Origin of the sequence: Rhodopseudomonas sp. WA056, from assembly GCF_010906995.1 — a bacterium.
Classification (GTDB): Bacteria; Pseudomonadota; Alphaproteobacteria; order Rhizobiales; family Xanthobacteraceae; genus Rhodopseudomonas; species Rhodopseudomonas palustris_G.
Genome location: NZ_QPFS01000005.1, coordinates 69,015 through 84,178 on the forward strand (window position 1 = coordinate 69,015; position 15,164 = coordinate 84,178).

Consider the following 15,164-nt stretch of genomic DNA (forward strand, 5'->3'; position numbering starts at 1 on the left):
TTGCGGCCGGCGGACGGCGGCCCGGCGGCCGGCGGCGGCCGCCTGCCTACAAACGCGACAATGTATGATTACAGATTGATCGCTCACGGGCGGCATTTGAATATGCAAATTCGCACATTGCCTTGCACAATTCGTTATTTTCATACGGCTGCGGCCGGCGATGATGGGCGTACTAACCGCTGACATCCGCCTGATCATCCGGGAGAGCGCCGTGCAGACAGCCATCTCGAAAGCCACGACAGCCAGACTGCGGCGCGCCACCGAACTGGCGATCGGGCCGGTGCTGCTGTTCGGCGTGTGGTGGCTCGCCGCACGCGGCGGCTGGGTCAACAAGGATCTGCTGCCCTCTCCGGTCGACACGCTGCGCGACACCACGGTCGCGATCTGGTCCGGCAGCATGACCAAGGACATCTGGCACACCATGGTTCGCGTCGGCTACTCGATCGCGATCGCGATCGTCGCCGGCGTGCCGGTCGGGATCGTGCTCGGCGCCAAGGCGGCGGTGTACCGCTCGGTCGAGTTCATCGTCGACTTCTTCCGCTCGACGCCGGCGACCGCGATGTTTCCGCTGTTCCTCTTGCTGTTCGGGCTCGGCGATCTCGCCAAGATCGCGGTGGCGGCGTTCGCCGCCTGGCTGGTGATCGTGTTCAACGTCGCCTACGGCGTGATGAATGCGCGGCAGACCCGGATCCTCGCCGCCCGCTCGATGGGCGCCTCGTCGCTGCGGATCTTCCGCGACGTGATCTTCTTCGAGACCCTGCCGCAGACCTTCATCGGGCTGCGCACCGCGGTGTCGCTGGCGCTGGTGGTGATCATCGTCGCCGAGATGTTCATCGGCGCCACCGACGGCATGGGCCACCGCATCATCGACGCGCAGATCTCCTACTCGCTCACCGACATGTACGGCTCGATCCTGATCGCCGGCGCGCTCGGCTACGGCCTCAACCTGATCCTGCTGTTTCTCGAGCGCTCGATCGTCCACTGGTCGGGCAAATGACCCTCCCCGCTGCCCTCGTTCACAAGGAGACGACGATGTCCAAATCCCTTCTGCTGGCCGCCGCGGTGACGGCCGCGCTCTCCACCACCAGCGGCGCTCAGGCGGCCTGCGACAAGATGGACAAGGTCACCGCGGCCTGGCTGCCGATCATGCAGACCACCGCGTACTACGTGGCGCTCGATCAGAAGCTGTTCGAGAAGGCCTGCATCGAGATCGACTCCGCCAAGATGGAATCGCCGAACCAGATCATCGACGCGCTGATCGCCGGCCGCGCCGATTTCGGCCCGCCCGGCGCCGCGGCCGGCATCGCGATGATCGCGGAATCGAAATTCCCCGGCAAGCTGAAGGTGTTCGGGCTGCAGGGCGGCGGCATCAAGGTCGACCGCATCAACGACGGGCTGATCGTCAAGCCGGACAGCGAGATCAAGAGCTTCGCCGACCTCAAGGGCAAGACCCTCGGCCACGTCCCCGGCATCCAGTGGCGCACGATCTCGCGCCAGATGGTGAAGGCCGCCGGGCTCGATCCGGACAAGGACGTCAAGCTGGTCGATCTCGCCGTCGCCATGCAGGTGCCGGCGGTGGTCGGCGGCACGGTCGACGCCACGCTGTCGCTGGAGCCGGTCGGCTCGATCGCGGTCGCGTCTGGCAAGGCCAAGCGTGCGATGACCAACCCGGTCGCCGGCGTGATCGCCGATCCGTTCTATTCCGGCGCCTCGGTGATGACGACCAAGTTCATGACCGAGCGCCCGGACGTGGCGCGCCGCGTCGTCGCGGTGATCGACCAGGCCACCGACCTCGTCAACGCCGACTTCGCCAAGTACAAGACGGTGCTGCCGGCCTACACGCCGATCAAGGCCGATCAGCTCGATCTCGTCGCGCAGCCCTATTTGCGCGGCTTCAAGGATCTCGACGACACCGACGTCAAATCCTATCAGGCGCTGGTCGACGTGTTCATCGCCCAGGGCGTGGTGCAGGGGCCGATCAACGTCCGCGACAAGCTGCTGACCAAGGCGGATCTCGGCGAATGAACGCGCGCAGCGTCCTCCAATTGCGGCCGGAGCCCATGACCGACACCGCACCGATCCCGGCCGCGCCGAAGCCCGGCCGGCAGGCGAAGATGACGATCCGCGGCCTGCGCAAGACCTTCAACGACGCCGTCGTCTACGACGGCTTCGACCTCGACCTGCCGCTCGGCCAGTTCATCTCGGTGTTCGGCCCGAACGGCTGCGGCAAGAGCACGCTGATCAACATGATCTCCGGGCTGATGCCGATGGACGCCGGCGAGGTGCTGTACGATGGCCAGCGCATCAGCGAGACGCGGATTTCCTACGTGTTCCAGAACTACCGCGAGGCGCTGTTTCCCTGGCTCAAGGCGATCGACAACATCCACTACCCGCTCAAGGTGATGGGCGTGCCGCGCGCCGAGCGCGCACGGCGGATCGAGAAGCTGCTGGCGGAATTCGAGATCCGGATCGATCTCAACGCCTATCCCTACACGCTGTCGGGCGGGCAGCAGCAGACGGTGTCGATCCTGCGCGCGCTGGTGACCGAGCCGGAGGTGCTGTTTCTCGACGAGCCGTTCTCGGCGCTCGACTACGAGATGACGATGTCGATGCGCGAGCAGTTGCAGAAGATCTTCATGAAGACGAAGACCACGATGCTTCTGGTGTCGCACGATCTCGACGAGGCGATCGAGCAGGCCGACAAGCTGGTGCTGCTGACGCGGCGGCCCACCCAGGTCGCCGAGATCGTCGAGATCGGCCTGCCCTGGCCGCGCGACCGCGCCGTCACCACCGGCGACGACTTCATGGCGATCAAGCGCCACTGCCTCGATCGCTTCTGGCAGGAAGTCAAGAAATGACGGGCGCCGGCTGAGCCGGGCCCGACCGATCCGAACCACCATCAGAATCTGGAGACTGACATGACGAAGCGCCGGTTTCGCGCCGCTGCGGTGCAGACACTCGCCAAGTTGGGCGATTTCGATTTCAACATCGCGCTCGCGACGGCGTACGTCGAGGACGCGGTTCGGCAGGGCGCCGAACTGATCGTGTTCCCGGAATGCATGGACACCGGCTATCTGTTCGACTCCGCCGAGCACTGCCGCGAACTGGCCGAGACGCTGACCGATGGCCCGTTCGTCAAGGCGCTGGCGGCGCTCAGCCGCAAGCACGGCGTCTATATCGCCAGCGGCATCACCGAATGGGATCCGGCCAAACAGAAGATCTTCAACACCGGGATCATGTTCGACCGCAACGGCGAGGTCGCGTGCCACTATCACAAACAGTTCCTCGCCACCCACGACCAGAACTGGTTCGCATTCGGCGAGCGCGGCTGCCCGGTGGTCGACACCGATCTCGGCAAAATCGGCCTGTTGATCTGCTTCGACGGGCGCATTCCGGAAATCTTCCGGTCGATGGCGATGCAGGGCGCCGAAGTGATCGTCGACATGGCGAACTTCTTCGCCATGGACCAGGCCGACATGTGGGGCCCGGCGCGCTCCTACGAAAACGGCGTCTGGCTGGTGGCGGCGACCAAGGCCGGCTACGAGCGCTCGATCTACTATCCGGGCGGCAGCATGATCGTCGATCCGAAGGGCCGCGTGCTGTCGAAGGTGCCGTACGACACCCACGGCCTGTCGATCGCCACCATCGATCTCGACGCCGCCGCCGACAAGTCGATCTACACCGCCAACGACAAGATCGCCGACCGCCGCCCCGAGACCTACGGCATCATGGCGCTGCCCTATGAGAAAACCCCGGTCTATGGCGTCGCCGATCGTCCGCTGATCCCGTCGAAATCAGTCACCAAGGTCGCCGCGGTGCAGATGCACGTCACGCCGGAGTGCAGCGTCGCCGAGGTGCTCGACATGGTCGACCACACCGCCAAGCTCGGCGCCAAGGTGATCACCCTGCCCGAATACGCCTTCAGCGCGCACTACATCCTGATGCCCGACGAAGCGGCTGCGGCCGCCGATCAGGCCGCGGCGAACCTCGCGGCGGTGGCCAAGATCAGCGCCCGCTACGGCTGCCTGATCGCGGCGCCGATCGTCGAGCGCGCCGCGGCGGGGCTTTATGTCACGACGGTCCTGATCGGACCGGACGGCAAGGAGATCGGCCGCTATCGCAAGACCCATCTCACCGCCGAGGAGCGCAAATGGGCCGTCGCCGGCTTCGACTATCCGGTGTTCGACACCCCGTTCGGCCGCATCGGTGTGATGTCGGGCTATGACGCGGTGTTTCCCGAAACCTCGCGCTGCCTCGGCATCGGCGCGGCCGACATCATCCTGTGGCCGGCGGCGCTGCGCGAGCCGTTCGAGCGCGAACTGCTCGCCGTGCCGCGCGCCGAGGACAACCGCGTGGCGGTCGTGCTCGCCAACCGGGTCGACAGCCCCTACCCCGGCGGCAGCGTGGTGATCCCGCCGACCGGCTTCCCGCAATGGGACATCAACATCGCGGCGCCGCGCGTGATGAAGCTGGGCGCGGTGATGCCCAAGCACATCGACCTCGCGGTGTGCCGGCAGAAGCTGATGATCCCGAAGGTGGACATGTTTGCAAACCGGCTGGTGGAGACGTACGCTCCGATCGTCGCGGCGTAGTCCCGTTCGGTGGCTGTCCGGACACAAACGGAAGGCCGGCGCATCGGCGCCGGCCGCGCCGCGGGGACGGCAGCGGGCGTGGCGAAGACACAGCGCACCATCAGGTACGACTGGAACGATGTCGTCTATTTTCTCGAGGTGGCGCGGCAGCGCAGCCTGGTCCGCGCCGCCGCCAAGCTGAAGGTCGACCACACCACCGTCAGTCGCCGCGTCCGCGAGCTGGAACGCAGCCTGAATTCGACGCTGTTCAAGCGCAGCAAGTCCGGCTTCACGCTGACCGAGATCGGGATGCGGCTGCTGCAATATGCCGAGGGCATGGAGAGCCAGGCGAACTCGATCGTCGAGGCGATCGGCACCGACACCGCCGATGCCGGCGGCGCGGTGCGGATCGCCGCGATGGAAGGGATCGGCAGCTTCTATCTCACCCGCTGCATCGTCGACTTCAACAAGATCTATCCGTCGATTCAGGTCGAACTGATCACCGATACCCGCCTGCTCGATCTCAGCCGGCGCGAGGCCGACATCTTCGTCAGCTTCTTCCGGCCGCACGGCAAGCGGCTGTCGATCAAGAAGGTCGGCGAGTTCAGGATCTCGCTGTACGCGACAGACGCGTATTTCGCCGGGCGGAGCCCGCCGACGACGGTGAAGGAGCTGGAGACCCACGCCTTCATCGATTTCATCGAGGATCACATCTACAGCCAGGAAAACCGCTGGCTGTCCGACGTGCTGCGGCCGCCGCACACGATCTTCCGCAGCACCAGCCTGGTGGCGCAGTCGATCGCCGTCTCGGCCGGGCAAGGCATCGCGATGCTGCCGTCCTACGTGGCGTCCGGCCATCCCGAGCTCCTGCCGGTGATGCCCGAGCTGTTCACCACGCGCGACATCTGGCTGTCGGTCCACGAAGACCTGCTGCACGTCGCCCGGATCAAAGCCGTCATCAGCTTCCTCGAAAAGCGCATCGAGGCCGACAAGGCGTTTCTCAACTCGGTCAAGAACCAGCGCAGCCGCCGCAAGCGGAGCGGCTGAAACCGCGCTCAGCTCGCGAACGTGCCGCTACGGTCGCTGAACAGGTCGAGCGGGCTCGGGGGGCGGACTTCTGGGATGCGCGACAGCTCCGGCATCGCGGTCTGCGACGGCATCGCGGCTTGCGACGGCAACGTGGTTGGCGACGGCGAGCTCCACAGCGACTGCACCGCCGGCGACACCGGCTCGGCCCGATCGCCGCCGAGGAACAGCGAGCGGAACATCGGCTCGCTGCCGCGCTGCGCGGTGGCGGTGCGCGCGGCGTCGCCGGCCTGGGCGGGGGCGACGTTGCGGACGTCCGGGAAGCTCGCCAGATACGCAGCGTTGTCGACCGGTGCGGGCGGCGGTGCGGCCGAGGCCAGCGTCACCGGCAGACCGGCGACCGAAGCGATCGCGCTCTGCGTCGCGGGCGAGCTGGCGGCCGCCTCGTAGCGCGAGGCGAGATTGGAATACACCTCGGAGACGCTGCGGGCATTGCCGGAGCGGTCGTAGAAGATCGACTGGTTGGCGGCGGCGGCCGACGGGAACAACGCGGCGCCGGCGACATTCGGCGTGTCGCTCGCCGTGTTGATCAGCTTGGCGGCGCCGGCCACGCCCATGAAATGCGCCATGTAGAGTTCGGCATCCGACGGGCGGCGGCCGATCTCGCCGGTCAGCTTGAAGCTGTTCGACTGGGTCAGCACGCCAGCCATTGCCGACGACACCACCGGATCGTTGCGCAGATTCATGATCGCGGTGCGCGCCGACGGATCGCTGACCGAATAGCTGCCCGACGCCGAGCGGGTGATGGCATCGGCATACTGGCCGTAGCCGAACTGCGCGCCGGCCTCCTTCACGGTGCCGAGCCAGGTCTGCTCGATGAACTGGAACAGGCCCTGTGCCGACGAGGTGGTGGCCTGGGCGGTCGGGTTGAAGTCCGACTCCATCTTGGCGGTGGCGAGCAGATACTGGAAGCTGGTGCCGGTCTGGCCGGCCGCCTGCTTGATCGCGCCGGCGACCTTGGCCCGCGCCGGATCGACGATCATCACCGCCGGATTTGAGACCTCAGCCGCCATCGCCCTGCTCCGCTCCAATGCGCCATCGCGCGCGGAAGCGCCCATTCCACCAGGGGCAACCTTGGGCGAGTATGGTTAACGAGACGTTAAAGCAGCGCGCGGCGGGCCGACGCGCACGCTGTTAACTTTGGCTTAACCGGACAATTGGCTCTATTCCTGGTGGTCGCCTGGAGATTCTTCCCGGGACAGATGCGCGAGGCTGCCATGACCGCGATCGCCAATTCATCCGCCGCGGCATCGAACCGGGCTCAGCCGACGAGTCTGCCTCAGATCGGGCCGGCCGGTTCGAACGCCGATCGCTCCGCAGCGCCGACGCCCCAGTCTTCAGCCGCGACCGCCGATACGGTGCAATTGTCCGAGCGCGCCAAGGCGATCCTCGACAAGGCCAATGCCGACAAGGCGGCCACCGCCAACCTCGCTTTGTCGTTCGACGAGGTGCTGCAACAGCGCACCGACGCCTTGACCGCCAAGCTCACCGACGCGTTCAAGAAAATGAACGTCAACCTCGACGACGCCGTCCGGCTGCAGGTCGACAAATTCGGCAAGGTCACCGCCGAAGGGCCGTGGAAGGAGAAGATCGAGAAGTTCTTCGAGGACAATCCCGATCTGGCCAAGGAACTGAAAGCGATCGCCGGGCTCAATTCGCTGAAGGCGGCCAACGCCGCGCTCGAGCTCTACAACAAGGAAAAGGGCTCCGGCGGCCCGGGCAGCAAGCAGCAGCAGAGCGCCTGGACCACCTACAACATCCGCTCGATGAATATTCAGACGCTGTCGGGCGTGATCAGCCTGAAGGACGGCGATTTGCGCTCCGCCGCGCTGGACTACATCGACAGCATCGCCGATCCGACCGGCGCAAAGGCCGGTCCGGACCTGGTGCAGCAGCAGCGCGAGATCGCCAACCGGCTCGCCTGATCCGCTCGGCTACTTGCCGTAGACCTTGTCCGGGTCGAATTTGCGGTCGGCGTCGATTTCGATCAGCACCGGCGCGCCGTCGCCGCCGCGGTCGATGCGGCGATAGAAGCAGGAGTGCCGGCCGGTGTGGCAGGCGGCGCCGCCGGCCTGGTCGACCTTGATCCACACCGCGTCCTGATCGCAGTCGACCCGCATCTCCAGCACCTTCTGGACATGGCCGGAGGTCTCGCCCTTCTTCCACAGCCGCTTGCGCGAGCGGCTGTAGTACCAGGCCTCGCCGGTCTGGATGGTGCGGTCGAGCGCTTCGTCGTTCATGAACGCGACCATCAGCACGTCGCCGGTCCGGGCGTCGGTGGCGACGACCGTGACGAGCCCGTGGGCGTCGAATTTCGGACGCAGCACAACGCCTTCCTCGATGTCGTCGGGCGCAACGGGTGAAGAAGCTGAACGCGATTCGCTGGACACGATTGAAATGCCTTACGGGACGCGGGAGTTAGCCGCGATCCCTGACCATCGACATGAACCGCGCCTGCTCCGCCGGATTGTCGCGGAACACGCCGGTGTAGCGGCTGGTGAAGGTGGTGGCGCCCTTCTTGGCGATGCCGCGCACCGACATGCAGGTGTGCTCGGCCTCGATCAGCACCGCGACGCCGCGCGGCTTCATCACCTCGTCGATCGCGGCGGCGATCTGCGCGGTGAGATGCTCCTGGGTCTGCAGCCGCCGGGCGAAGATGTCGACCAGCCGCGCCAGCTTCGACAGCCCGACCACGCGCTCGACCGGCGTATAGGCGATGTGCGCCTTGCCGTAGAACGGCATCACGTGGTGCTCGCAATGCGAGGTGAAGCTGATGTTGCGGACCAGCACGAAGTCGTCGTAGCCGGCGGTCTCGCCGAAGGTGCGTTCCAGCACTTCCTTCGGGCACTGGTGATAGCCCTGGAACAGTTCGTCATAGGCTTCGACCACCCGGCGCGGGGTGTCGAGCAGACCCTCGCGCTCGGTGTTCTCGCCGATATAGGACAGCAGCGTCTTCACCGCGGCCTCGGCCTCGGCGCGCGACGGGCGCGGTTGATCGGGCTGCACCGCCACTTCCAGGAAATCCGACGGGTCGAGTTCGGCGGGCTGGAATTCGCTGCGGGCGTCGGCCGGCTTGGTGCCGCGGATCGGCTTGATTTTGGCGTCCATCTTCACTCCGTTCGACCGGCCTTGTTGGGCCGGATGTGTCACCGGGCAGACGGGGCGGACTACAGCCGGTCGTCTTGATCCCTTCGGCGAGCCCGACCGGCCAAGTGCTTGACCGGCTTCGGCTCGCGACCTCGGCGCGGCCCAATCGGCCGCACCGCGAGGCTTCATTTCGAAACCCATCCTTCCTATATAAGACGACAAGCCGGAACCGCCAAGGTCGCCGCCCCGGGCGACCAGTGACCACAGCGCCCGCACGGAATTCGCCGCATGCTCAACGACATCTACAACAACCGCATCATCGAACTGGCCGGCAATATTCCGCGGATCGGGCGGCTGGAGCATCCCGACGCCAGCGCCACCGCGCATTCCAAACTGTGCGGCTCGACCGTGACGATCGACCTCAAGATGGACGGCGACACCGTCACCGACTTCGCCCACATCGTCAAAGCCTGCGCGCTCGGCCAAGCCTCGTCGTCGATCATGGCGACCCACGTGGTCGGCTCGACCGCCAGCGAACTCAAAGCGTTGCGCGAGACCGTGCGCAAGATGCTGAAAGAGAACGGCGCCCCGCCCGACGGCAAATGGGCCGACATCGCGATGCTCGAGCCGGTGCGCGACTACAAGGCCCGCCACGCATCGACGCTGCTGACCTTCGACGCGGTGGTCGACGCGATCGGGCAGATCGAAGCGCAGCGCGAAACCGCGAAGGCAACGGCGTAAGCCCTCCCACTCACCGAGTCATTCCGGGGCGCGGGCGAAGCTCGCGAACCCGGAATCTCGCCGTTGTGAAAAACAGCGCACAACAATCTGGCGATTCCGGGTTCGCTCGCTCTCGCGAGCGCCCCGGAATGACGTTTCCTGACTCAGTGCCCCAGCTGCGCCGCGGCGGTGCCGCCGGTCGGGAGTGCCTCGGCGGTCTTGGTGGCGGCCGCCGGCTGCGGGGTAAAGCGGTCCTGCGCCGGCTTCGGCGCGGCCGAGGCGACCGCCTTCGCCGGTGCGCTCCCGAGCCCGGGCAACAGATCGGCGAGCAACTGGGTGGTGATCAGGTTGCTGTCGCGCAGTTCCTGCCGCGTCAGCTCGTGCAGATCCTCCCACGGCGGCACGCTGAGCGCGATCGACAACAGATCGCCGGTGCCGCCCATGTCGAAGGTGAACTTCGCCAGCCGGCCGATGTCGCGCTCGACGATCGACATATCCTGGGCCGTATAGCTGGCGGCGCGAGCATCCTCGGCGCGGTCGCCCATCCAGATCTGATGCACCCGGACGCGGGCGCCTTCCGGCACGTAGCGGGTCTGGCCGGACAACAGCAGAAACGCGCACATCGATTCGCAATACGCAGCGGGCTCGATCCGCGGCCGGTTGCCAAGCTGCGAGGCTGCCGACACGCTGATCCCGACCGTGGTAGCCAGACCGAGCGCGCGCCAGCGCCGGCCGAGCGCGATCGCATCGTTGACCGAACCGCCGCTGGAATCCAGCACCACGGTGGCGCCACGAAGCTGGCGGTCCCGGGCGAAGTCGTCGAACGCCTTCGGCGTGTCGACGGTGACGATACCGACCGCGCTGATCCAGCCGCCGCAATCCGGATCGCAGGCGACCCAGCCGAACTTCATCGGCTGCCGCCGCGCCTCCAGACTGCCGGCCCCGGCGGTGACGGGAATGCTGCTGTCCGCCGCGAACCCGAGTAGAACGATGCCGAGCGCCGCGACCCGCCACAGCGCCGAACCGGTCAAACAGGAGAGAACCGCGCGTTCCAACCTTACGTCCTTCGTCTCGGGCAGCAACAGCGTGACAAGTTCCAATCCGAATCTGTCACGTCTCTGTTACCTAATCGTTGTGAAAAAGCTAACTTTGATCAACCGCAAACACCACCGCGTTTTGCTGCGTCGCGCTCAACACGCCGCGAGTTTTGGTGAAGTGTTGCGCAAATGTCGGCGAGCTGCCGTTCCCCGCAAAGGAACCGGGCACAACGCCGCTCATCGAAACGGCACCTGCTGATGCAATTACCAACCGACCGAACTAACTGGATCGATCCCGTGCTGCGCCTGCCGCGCAATGTCGGCCGCGGGCTGATCTGGCTGTATCGCCACACGCTGTCGCCGCTGGTCGGCTACAATTGCCGGCACTTCCCGAGCTGTTCGATGTATGGGGACGAGGCGATCGGCCGGTTTGGGCTGTGGGCCGGCGGATGGATGACGCTGGCGCGGCTACTGCGCTGCCAGCCGTTCGGCACCTCGGGGATCGACCTGGTTCCGCAAGTCGCGCCGCCCCGCGCCCGCTGGTATCTACCGTGGCGCTACGCGCGGTGGCGCGGCGTCAACGCCCCGCCACCGGATGTCGCAGCCACCGCCGCCGAGACCTGCGGATGCGGCGCGCATTCCGACGTCACAAAGGACTGAACCCGATCCGCCCCAGCCCCGGCAGCTTGATCGCCGGCCGGCGCAGATCGAGGCCGAGCACTGCGCCGAGCAGATTGATTTCGACGCCTTCGATCCAGCCCAGCGTCAGCCCGAGGTAACCGCCGAGCGTGGCGCGCACGCCGGTACCGGACGGGGTCCAGGCGATCCAGCCGCCGTCCCATGGATAGTCTTTGCCAATCGCGGTCGGCGGCAGCGTGGTGCGCAGCTCAGGGACCGCGGCCATCACCGCAGCCACGAAGGTGTTGGAGTTCGGTCCGGGCCAGGCGCGATAGTCGCCATAGGCGGCGAGCCTATAGCCTTTCACCGCAGCCTCGATCTTCGGGATCATCGCCGCCGCCGCCGCGCCGTCGACCGCCGCGATCAGTTGCGGCTCGTCGCCGAACCAACGGCCGTCGGCGACGAAGCCGTTGACGCGGATCGGCGCACCCCAGGCGGTGTAGTCGTAACGGGTGTAGCGCGAGGCGCCCTCCGGCTTGACGACGATCCAACTATGCACCGCGAAGATGCCGCGCCAGCGCACGGTGCGCGCAGCGAAAACCCGCACCAGCGCGTCCGGATGCTGCGCCGCTGGCGGCAACAGCCCAGCGCTGGAACGATCCGCGCTCTGCCAGTCGACGCTACGATCGCCCAGCCAATAGCGGCCGGCCGACACGGCGACCGGCACGACGAGGAGTAGCAGCAGTATCAGCACCAAACGTCTCACGTGGATGGGAATCTGTTGAGGAAGGTTGCCGGGAATATAGACGGCACCACCGCGCTCGCCAGTCGCGATCACGCCGTCGTGCTGGAACAGGCGCGCGCGACATTGTCGCGACCTCCGGTGACGTACGATGGCGAGACGTACCTCACCACACCGCCGCGGCGAGCGCAGCGATCAGCGGCAACGGCGTCACCACCAGGCCGAGCTTGAGGAACCGCCAGGCGGTGACTTCGATCTGGTTCCGCCGCAGCACCACCAGCCACAGGATGGTGGCGAGCGAGCCGGTGACCGAGAAATTCGGTCCCAGATCGACGCCGATCAGCAGCGCCGCGATGGTTTCGCGCGGCAGGTGATTGTCGGCTGCGACCGAGCCGGCCACCAGCCCGACCGGCAGATTGTTGCCGATGTTGCAGGCGATCGCGGTGACAAGGCCGGCGGTCCACGACGCCAGTCGCGGTGCGTCGGCCACGGCGCCACGCAGCAGCGCGCCGAGTGCACCGATCACGCCGGTGCGGCTCAGCGCCTCGACCATCACGAACAGCCCGGCGACCAGCGGCACCACGCTCCACGACACGCCTTTCAACACCGGAACCGGCGACTGCCGCGCCAGCACCAGCACCACCGCGGTGGTGACGAGACCGCACACGAAGGTCGGCAGGCCGAGCGGCACGTTCAGCGCCGAAGCAGTCAGCAGCACGATCGCGATCGCCCCGATCCCGACCGCGGCGAGCTTGCCGCCCCACGACAGATGCGGTGTCGCCACGCGGGTCTGCAGCGTCTGCTCGGCGAGGGCCCGGCCGAGCGCCAGCCGCAGCATCAGATAGGTGACGACGATCGCCGCCAAAGACGGCAGCGCAAATTGCTGCAGCCAGCCGCCGAGATGCGGCATGTGTTCGCCGAACACCACGAGATTGGCCGGATTGGAGATCGGCAGCACGAAGCTCGCCGCATTGGCGATGAAGGCGCAAACAAACAGATACGGCAGCGGGGCGGCGCCGGCGGCGCGGGTGGCGACGTACACCGCCGGCGTCAGCACGATCGCGGTGGCATCGTTGGACAGCAGCACGGTGACCAGCACGCCGACCACATAGACCAGCAGGAACAAGCGCTGCGGCGAGCCGCGGGCATGTTCGACTGCGTAGGCGGCGAGGTAATCGAACAGCCCCTCGCGGTGCGCCAGCTCGGCGATCAGCATCATGCCGATCAGGAACAGATACACGTCGATGCCGTTGCGCACCCCGGCGAGCGCATCCTGCCACGACAGCAGGCCGAGAACGACCAGCGCGCCTGCACCGGCCACCGCCCACACCGCCTCGGGCCAGCGCAGCGGACGAATGATCACGCCGGCCGTGGCGAGGGCGACGATACTCCAGGTCAATATCAGATCGTGGGACAGCATCGAGCTTGGCATAGCGAGGTGGCGTGCGGAGTGCGGGATGGAACTAACCGATAAGCGAAGACGCTGCGGTTGTCTCTATCGGTACGGTTGCAGCCCCTGCGCGCGGCGCGCGACAATATAGTCCTTGTATGATCGAAGCGGATGCTATACGGTGTGGTTATTCGATTAGCCGCTGTGCCTTTCTGAATGCGCCCGCGGGCTCCTTCCCAAAGTTCATCGATTAGTTGAAACGTCACGCGCCGTGTTGGCGCGGACGATGTTCTTTGGAGAATGAAGATGACGACAGGTACCGTAAAGTGGTTCAATGGCCAAAAGGGTTTTGGCTTCATCGCGCCGAGCGACGGCGGCAACGACGTGTTCGTGCACATCAGCGCTGTTGAACGCGCCGGCCTGTCCGGCCTCGCCGAGGGCCAGCAGGTGTCGTTCGAGGTCAAGGTCGACAAGATGCGCGGCAAGAGCAGCGCCGAAAATCTCGCGCTGGCTTGATCCAGCGTCTCCGTTTCACGGATGTACTGAAACGGCAGATGGGCCCGTTCGATCCTCGAGGTCGAGCGGGTTTTGCCGCGCGTACCGAAACGAGGCGGATATGACTGACAAGAAGACCAATACCCCCTCCCCGACCAGCGTCGAACGCGCGCGCCGCAAGCTGATGGAACAGCAGGAAGGCGCGCAGCGGATGGCCGAGGTCGAACGCGAGGGCATCGCACTCCGCAAGAACATGGAACGGCTGCGCGCGCTGCGGCTCGCTCACGAGGCCGAACAGGCCGCGACCGGCCAGGCTCCGGCCGCGCCGAAGAAGCGGACCCGAAAGACGCTCTGATCCGAGCGGCAAGAGAATCCGAACGGCAACAGCCCCTGAGCCACAACACACTCTGAGCGAGCGGCATCGCGGGCGTCGCGCCGCCCGGTCGGGAGACGACGATGGCCACCGCCGACGACTTCAAACTGATCCGTGAGATCCGCAGTGCGGGCGGCCGCCGCCAGGTGTTCGGCGCCCGTGAGCGGAAGCCTTACGACGATCTCGTCGAACTCGGCTGGCTGAAGCGAGCGTCGAGCGATTCCAAGTCGACGCATTATCAGATCACCGAGCGCGGCACCTCCGCGGCGATCAGAAGCTGACGCAACTCGGCCGCACCGCTACCATCACCACGTGCTGCCTGAAGCGACGCTTGTAGAGTTCGACGATCTCGCCCAGCGCCGCGCGCTGCGCCGGATTCTCGGCGAACACGATACTCACCAGCTTGCCCCTCTCGCGCACCAGCCGGCCGCGCGCGATGTCGTGCCACTGCCCGACGCTGTCGACCACGGTGAGCCCGTCCGGAAACCGCGGCGTGATCTCCTCGGCCACGAACCGCGCGAACTCCACGTCGCTGACGCCGAGCCGGTCGCCGATGTTGCGGCCGAACGCCAGCTCCGCGCTCAGCATCGGCTGCGACGGCGGCAGACACGCAGGCGTCGGCAACGTCGCACAGCCACCGAGCGACGCCGCGACTGCGCCGGCGACCAATATGCGCACCATCATCTGCCTCGACCTCATCTCAACCTCGCCGCAGGGTTTTCAGATAGGCGCACAGCATATCGCCGACCGCGTCCGCATAGGCGGTGATCTCGGCCGCCGTGCGCGGGCGGCTGGAGAAGTCCTTGCCGAGCGCAGCGATGGTGCGGCTGATCAGCTCCGCCGCCCGCGCCCGCGCCGCGTCCGAACTCCGCGGCGCCGCCTCGCGCAGAAACGCCGCCATGGTGCCGTCCATCGCCTTGCGCGCGGCGCGGGCTTCGGGCGCGTCGCGATACAGCGGCGCGGCATCGTCGAGCGCGCCGCGCACTTCGGCTTCGTCGCATTCGGATTGGATGAAGGCATGCACCCGCCGGCGCAGCCGCTGCGG

At 66.5% G+C, this 15,164-nt stretch carries 18 protein-coding genes and 1 pseudogene; 11 read left to right on the top strand and 8 right to left on the bottom strand.

The genetic code is table 11. The annotated features are described in order from the left end of the window. Positions 1-211: 211 nt before the first annotated feature. The 5 genes from DU475_RS02370 to DU475_RS02390 all read left to right on the top strand — a co-directional run bounded on the left by DU475_RS02370 (position 212) and on the right by DU475_RS02390 (position 5,618). Entirely contained in the window at positions 212-997 is a 786-nt protein-coding gene (locus tag DU475_RS02370) for an ABC transporter permease (RefSeq protein WP_041807767.1), read from the top strand. A 35-nt stretch (positions 998-1,032) separates the two neighbouring features. Next, on the top strand, positions 1,033-2,025 hold the full coding sequence (locus tag DU475_RS02375; protein WP_142883025.1) for an ABC transporter substrate-binding protein: 993 nt from the start codon (positions 1,033-1,035) through the stop codon (positions 2,023-2,025). A gap of 35 nt (positions 2,026-2,060) precedes the next feature. Further along, positions 2,061-2,858 carry an ABC transporter ATP-binding protein gene (locus DU475_RS02380; RefSeq protein WP_047308601.1) on the top strand — a complete coding sequence of 266 codons (798 nt, stop codon included), beginning with the start codon at positions 2,061-2,063 and terminating at the stop codon, positions 2,856-2,858. 60 nt (positions 2,859-2,918) lie between these two features. Beyond that, a complete protein-coding gene (locus tag DU475_RS02385) occupies positions 2,919-4,592 on the top strand; it encodes a carbon-nitrogen hydrolase family protein (RefSeq protein ID WP_164630456.1) in 1,674 nt (557 codons plus the stop codon). 78 nt (positions 4,593-4,670) lie between these two features. Then, positions 4,671-5,618 (top strand): LysR family transcriptional regulator, encoded by a 948-nt coding sequence (locus DU475_RS02390; RefSeq protein WP_047308599.1) that lies wholly within the window; start codon positions 4,671-4,673, stop codon positions 5,616-5,618. An 8-nt stretch (positions 5,619-5,626) separates the two neighbouring features. Here DU475_RS02390 and DU475_RS02395 read toward each other — a convergent pair whose 3' ends face one another. Next, positions 5,627-6,670 (bottom strand): transglycosylase SLT domain-containing protein, encoded by a 1,044-nt coding sequence (locus DU475_RS02395; protein WP_164630458.1) that lies wholly within the window; start codon positions 6,668-6,670, stop codon positions 5,627-5,629. Between the two features lie 204 nt (positions 6,671-6,874). Here DU475_RS02395 and DU475_RS02400 point away from each other — a divergent pair, with 204 nt between their 5' ends. After that, positions 6,875-7,582 carry a hypothetical protein gene (locus tag DU475_RS02400; RefSeq protein ID WP_164630461.1) on the top strand — a complete coding sequence of 236 codons (708 nt, stop codon included), beginning with the start codon at positions 6,875-6,877 and terminating at the stop codon, positions 7,580-7,582. Between the two features lie 9 nt (positions 7,583-7,591). Here the strand turns inward: DU475_RS02400 and hisI are convergent, their stop codons facing one another. Both hisI and folE read right to left on the bottom strand, forming a co-directional pair. Then, on the bottom strand, positions 7,592-8,047 hold the full coding sequence (gene hisI / locus DU475_RS02405) for a phosphoribosyl-AMP cyclohydrolase (protein WP_013501746.1): 456 nt from the start codon (positions 8,045-8,047) through the stop codon (positions 7,592-7,594). A 28-nt stretch (positions 8,048-8,075) separates the two neighbouring features. Next, positions 8,076-8,765 (bottom strand): GTP cyclohydrolase I FolE, encoded by a 690-nt coding sequence (folE, locus tag DU475_RS02410; RefSeq protein WP_013501745.1) that lies wholly within the window; start codon positions 8,763-8,765, stop codon positions 8,076-8,078. Between the two features lie 267 nt (positions 8,766-9,032). Here folE and DU475_RS02415 point away from each other — a divergent pair, with 267 nt between their 5' ends. Beyond that, the gene (locus DU475_RS02415) at positions 9,033-9,485 is read left to right on the top strand and encodes an iron-sulfur cluster assembly scaffold protein (protein ID WP_013501744.1); all 453 of its coding nucleotides are present in this window, start codon (positions 9,033-9,035) and stop codon (positions 9,483-9,485) included. 143 nt (positions 9,486-9,628) lie between these two features. On the opposite strand, the gene DU475_RS02420 is transcribed toward DU475_RS02415, so the two are convergent. Continuing rightward, positions 9,629-10,519: a COG3904 family protein gene (locus tag DU475_RS02420; RefSeq protein ID WP_164630463.1), complete on the bottom strand. Its 891-nt coding sequence runs from the start codon at positions 10,517-10,519 to the stop codon at positions 9,629-9,631. 240 nt (positions 10,520-10,759) lie between these two features. Between DU475_RS02420 and yidD the strand changes: the two genes are divergently transcribed. After that, positions 10,760-11,161 carry a membrane protein insertion efficiency factor YidD gene (gene yidD, locus DU475_RS02425; protein WP_164630464.1) on the top strand — a complete coding sequence of 134 codons (402 nt, stop codon included), beginning with the start codon at positions 10,760-10,762 and terminating at the stop codon, positions 11,159-11,161. Here the strand turns inward: yidD and DU475_RS02430 are convergent. Next, positions 11,148-11,873 (bottom strand): DUF3750 domain-containing protein, encoded by a 726-nt coding sequence (locus tag DU475_RS02430; RefSeq protein WP_349644152.1) that lies wholly within the window; start codon positions 11,871-11,873, stop codon positions 11,148-11,150. The genes yidD and DU475_RS02430 overlap by 14 nt on opposite strands. 154 nt (positions 11,874-12,027) lie before the next feature. Further along, positions 12,028-13,281: an arsenic transporter gene (locus DU475_RS02435; protein WP_013501740.1), complete on the bottom strand. Its 1,254-nt coding sequence runs from the start codon at positions 13,279-13,281 to the stop codon at positions 12,028-12,030. A 276-nt stretch (positions 13,282-13,557) separates the two neighbouring features. Here DU475_RS02435 and DU475_RS02440 point away from each other — a divergent pair, with 276 nt between their 5' ends. The 3 genes from DU475_RS02440 to DU475_RS02450 all read left to right on the top strand — a co-directional run bounded on the left by DU475_RS02440 (position 13,558) and on the right by DU475_RS02450 (position 14,400). Continuing rightward, positions 13,558-13,767, top strand: coding sequence for a cold-shock protein (locus DU475_RS02440; RefSeq protein ID WP_013501739.1), 210 nt, complete (start codon positions 13,558-13,560; stop codon positions 13,765-13,767). A gap of 100 nt (positions 13,768-13,867) precedes the next feature. Next, the gene (locus DU475_RS02445) at positions 13,868-14,101 is read left to right on the top strand and encodes a transcriptional regulator (RefSeq protein WP_164630466.1); all 234 of its coding nucleotides are present in this window, start codon (positions 13,868-13,870) and stop codon (positions 14,099-14,101) included. 101 nt (positions 14,102-14,202) lie between these two features. After that, positions 14,203-14,400 carry a hypothetical protein gene (locus DU475_RS02450; protein WP_013501737.1) on the top strand — a complete coding sequence of 66 codons (198 nt, stop codon included), beginning with the start codon at positions 14,203-14,205 and terminating at the stop codon, positions 14,398-14,400. Here DU475_RS02450 and DU475_RS02455 read toward each other — a convergent pair. Together DU475_RS02455 and DU475_RS02460 are read right to left on the bottom strand one after the other, a co-directional pair. After that, complete coding sequence (locus DU475_RS02455) at positions 14,390-14,800, bottom strand: DUF3574 domain-containing protein (protein WP_150105183.1); 411 nt, start codon at positions 14,798-14,800, stop codon at positions 14,390-14,392. The genes DU475_RS02450 and DU475_RS02455 overlap by 11 nt on opposite strands. A gap of 19 nt (positions 14,801-14,819) precedes the next feature. After that, a pseudogene (locus DU475_RS02460) lies at positions 14,820-15,164 on the bottom strand (TetR/AcrR family transcriptional regulator); the annotation flags it as partial.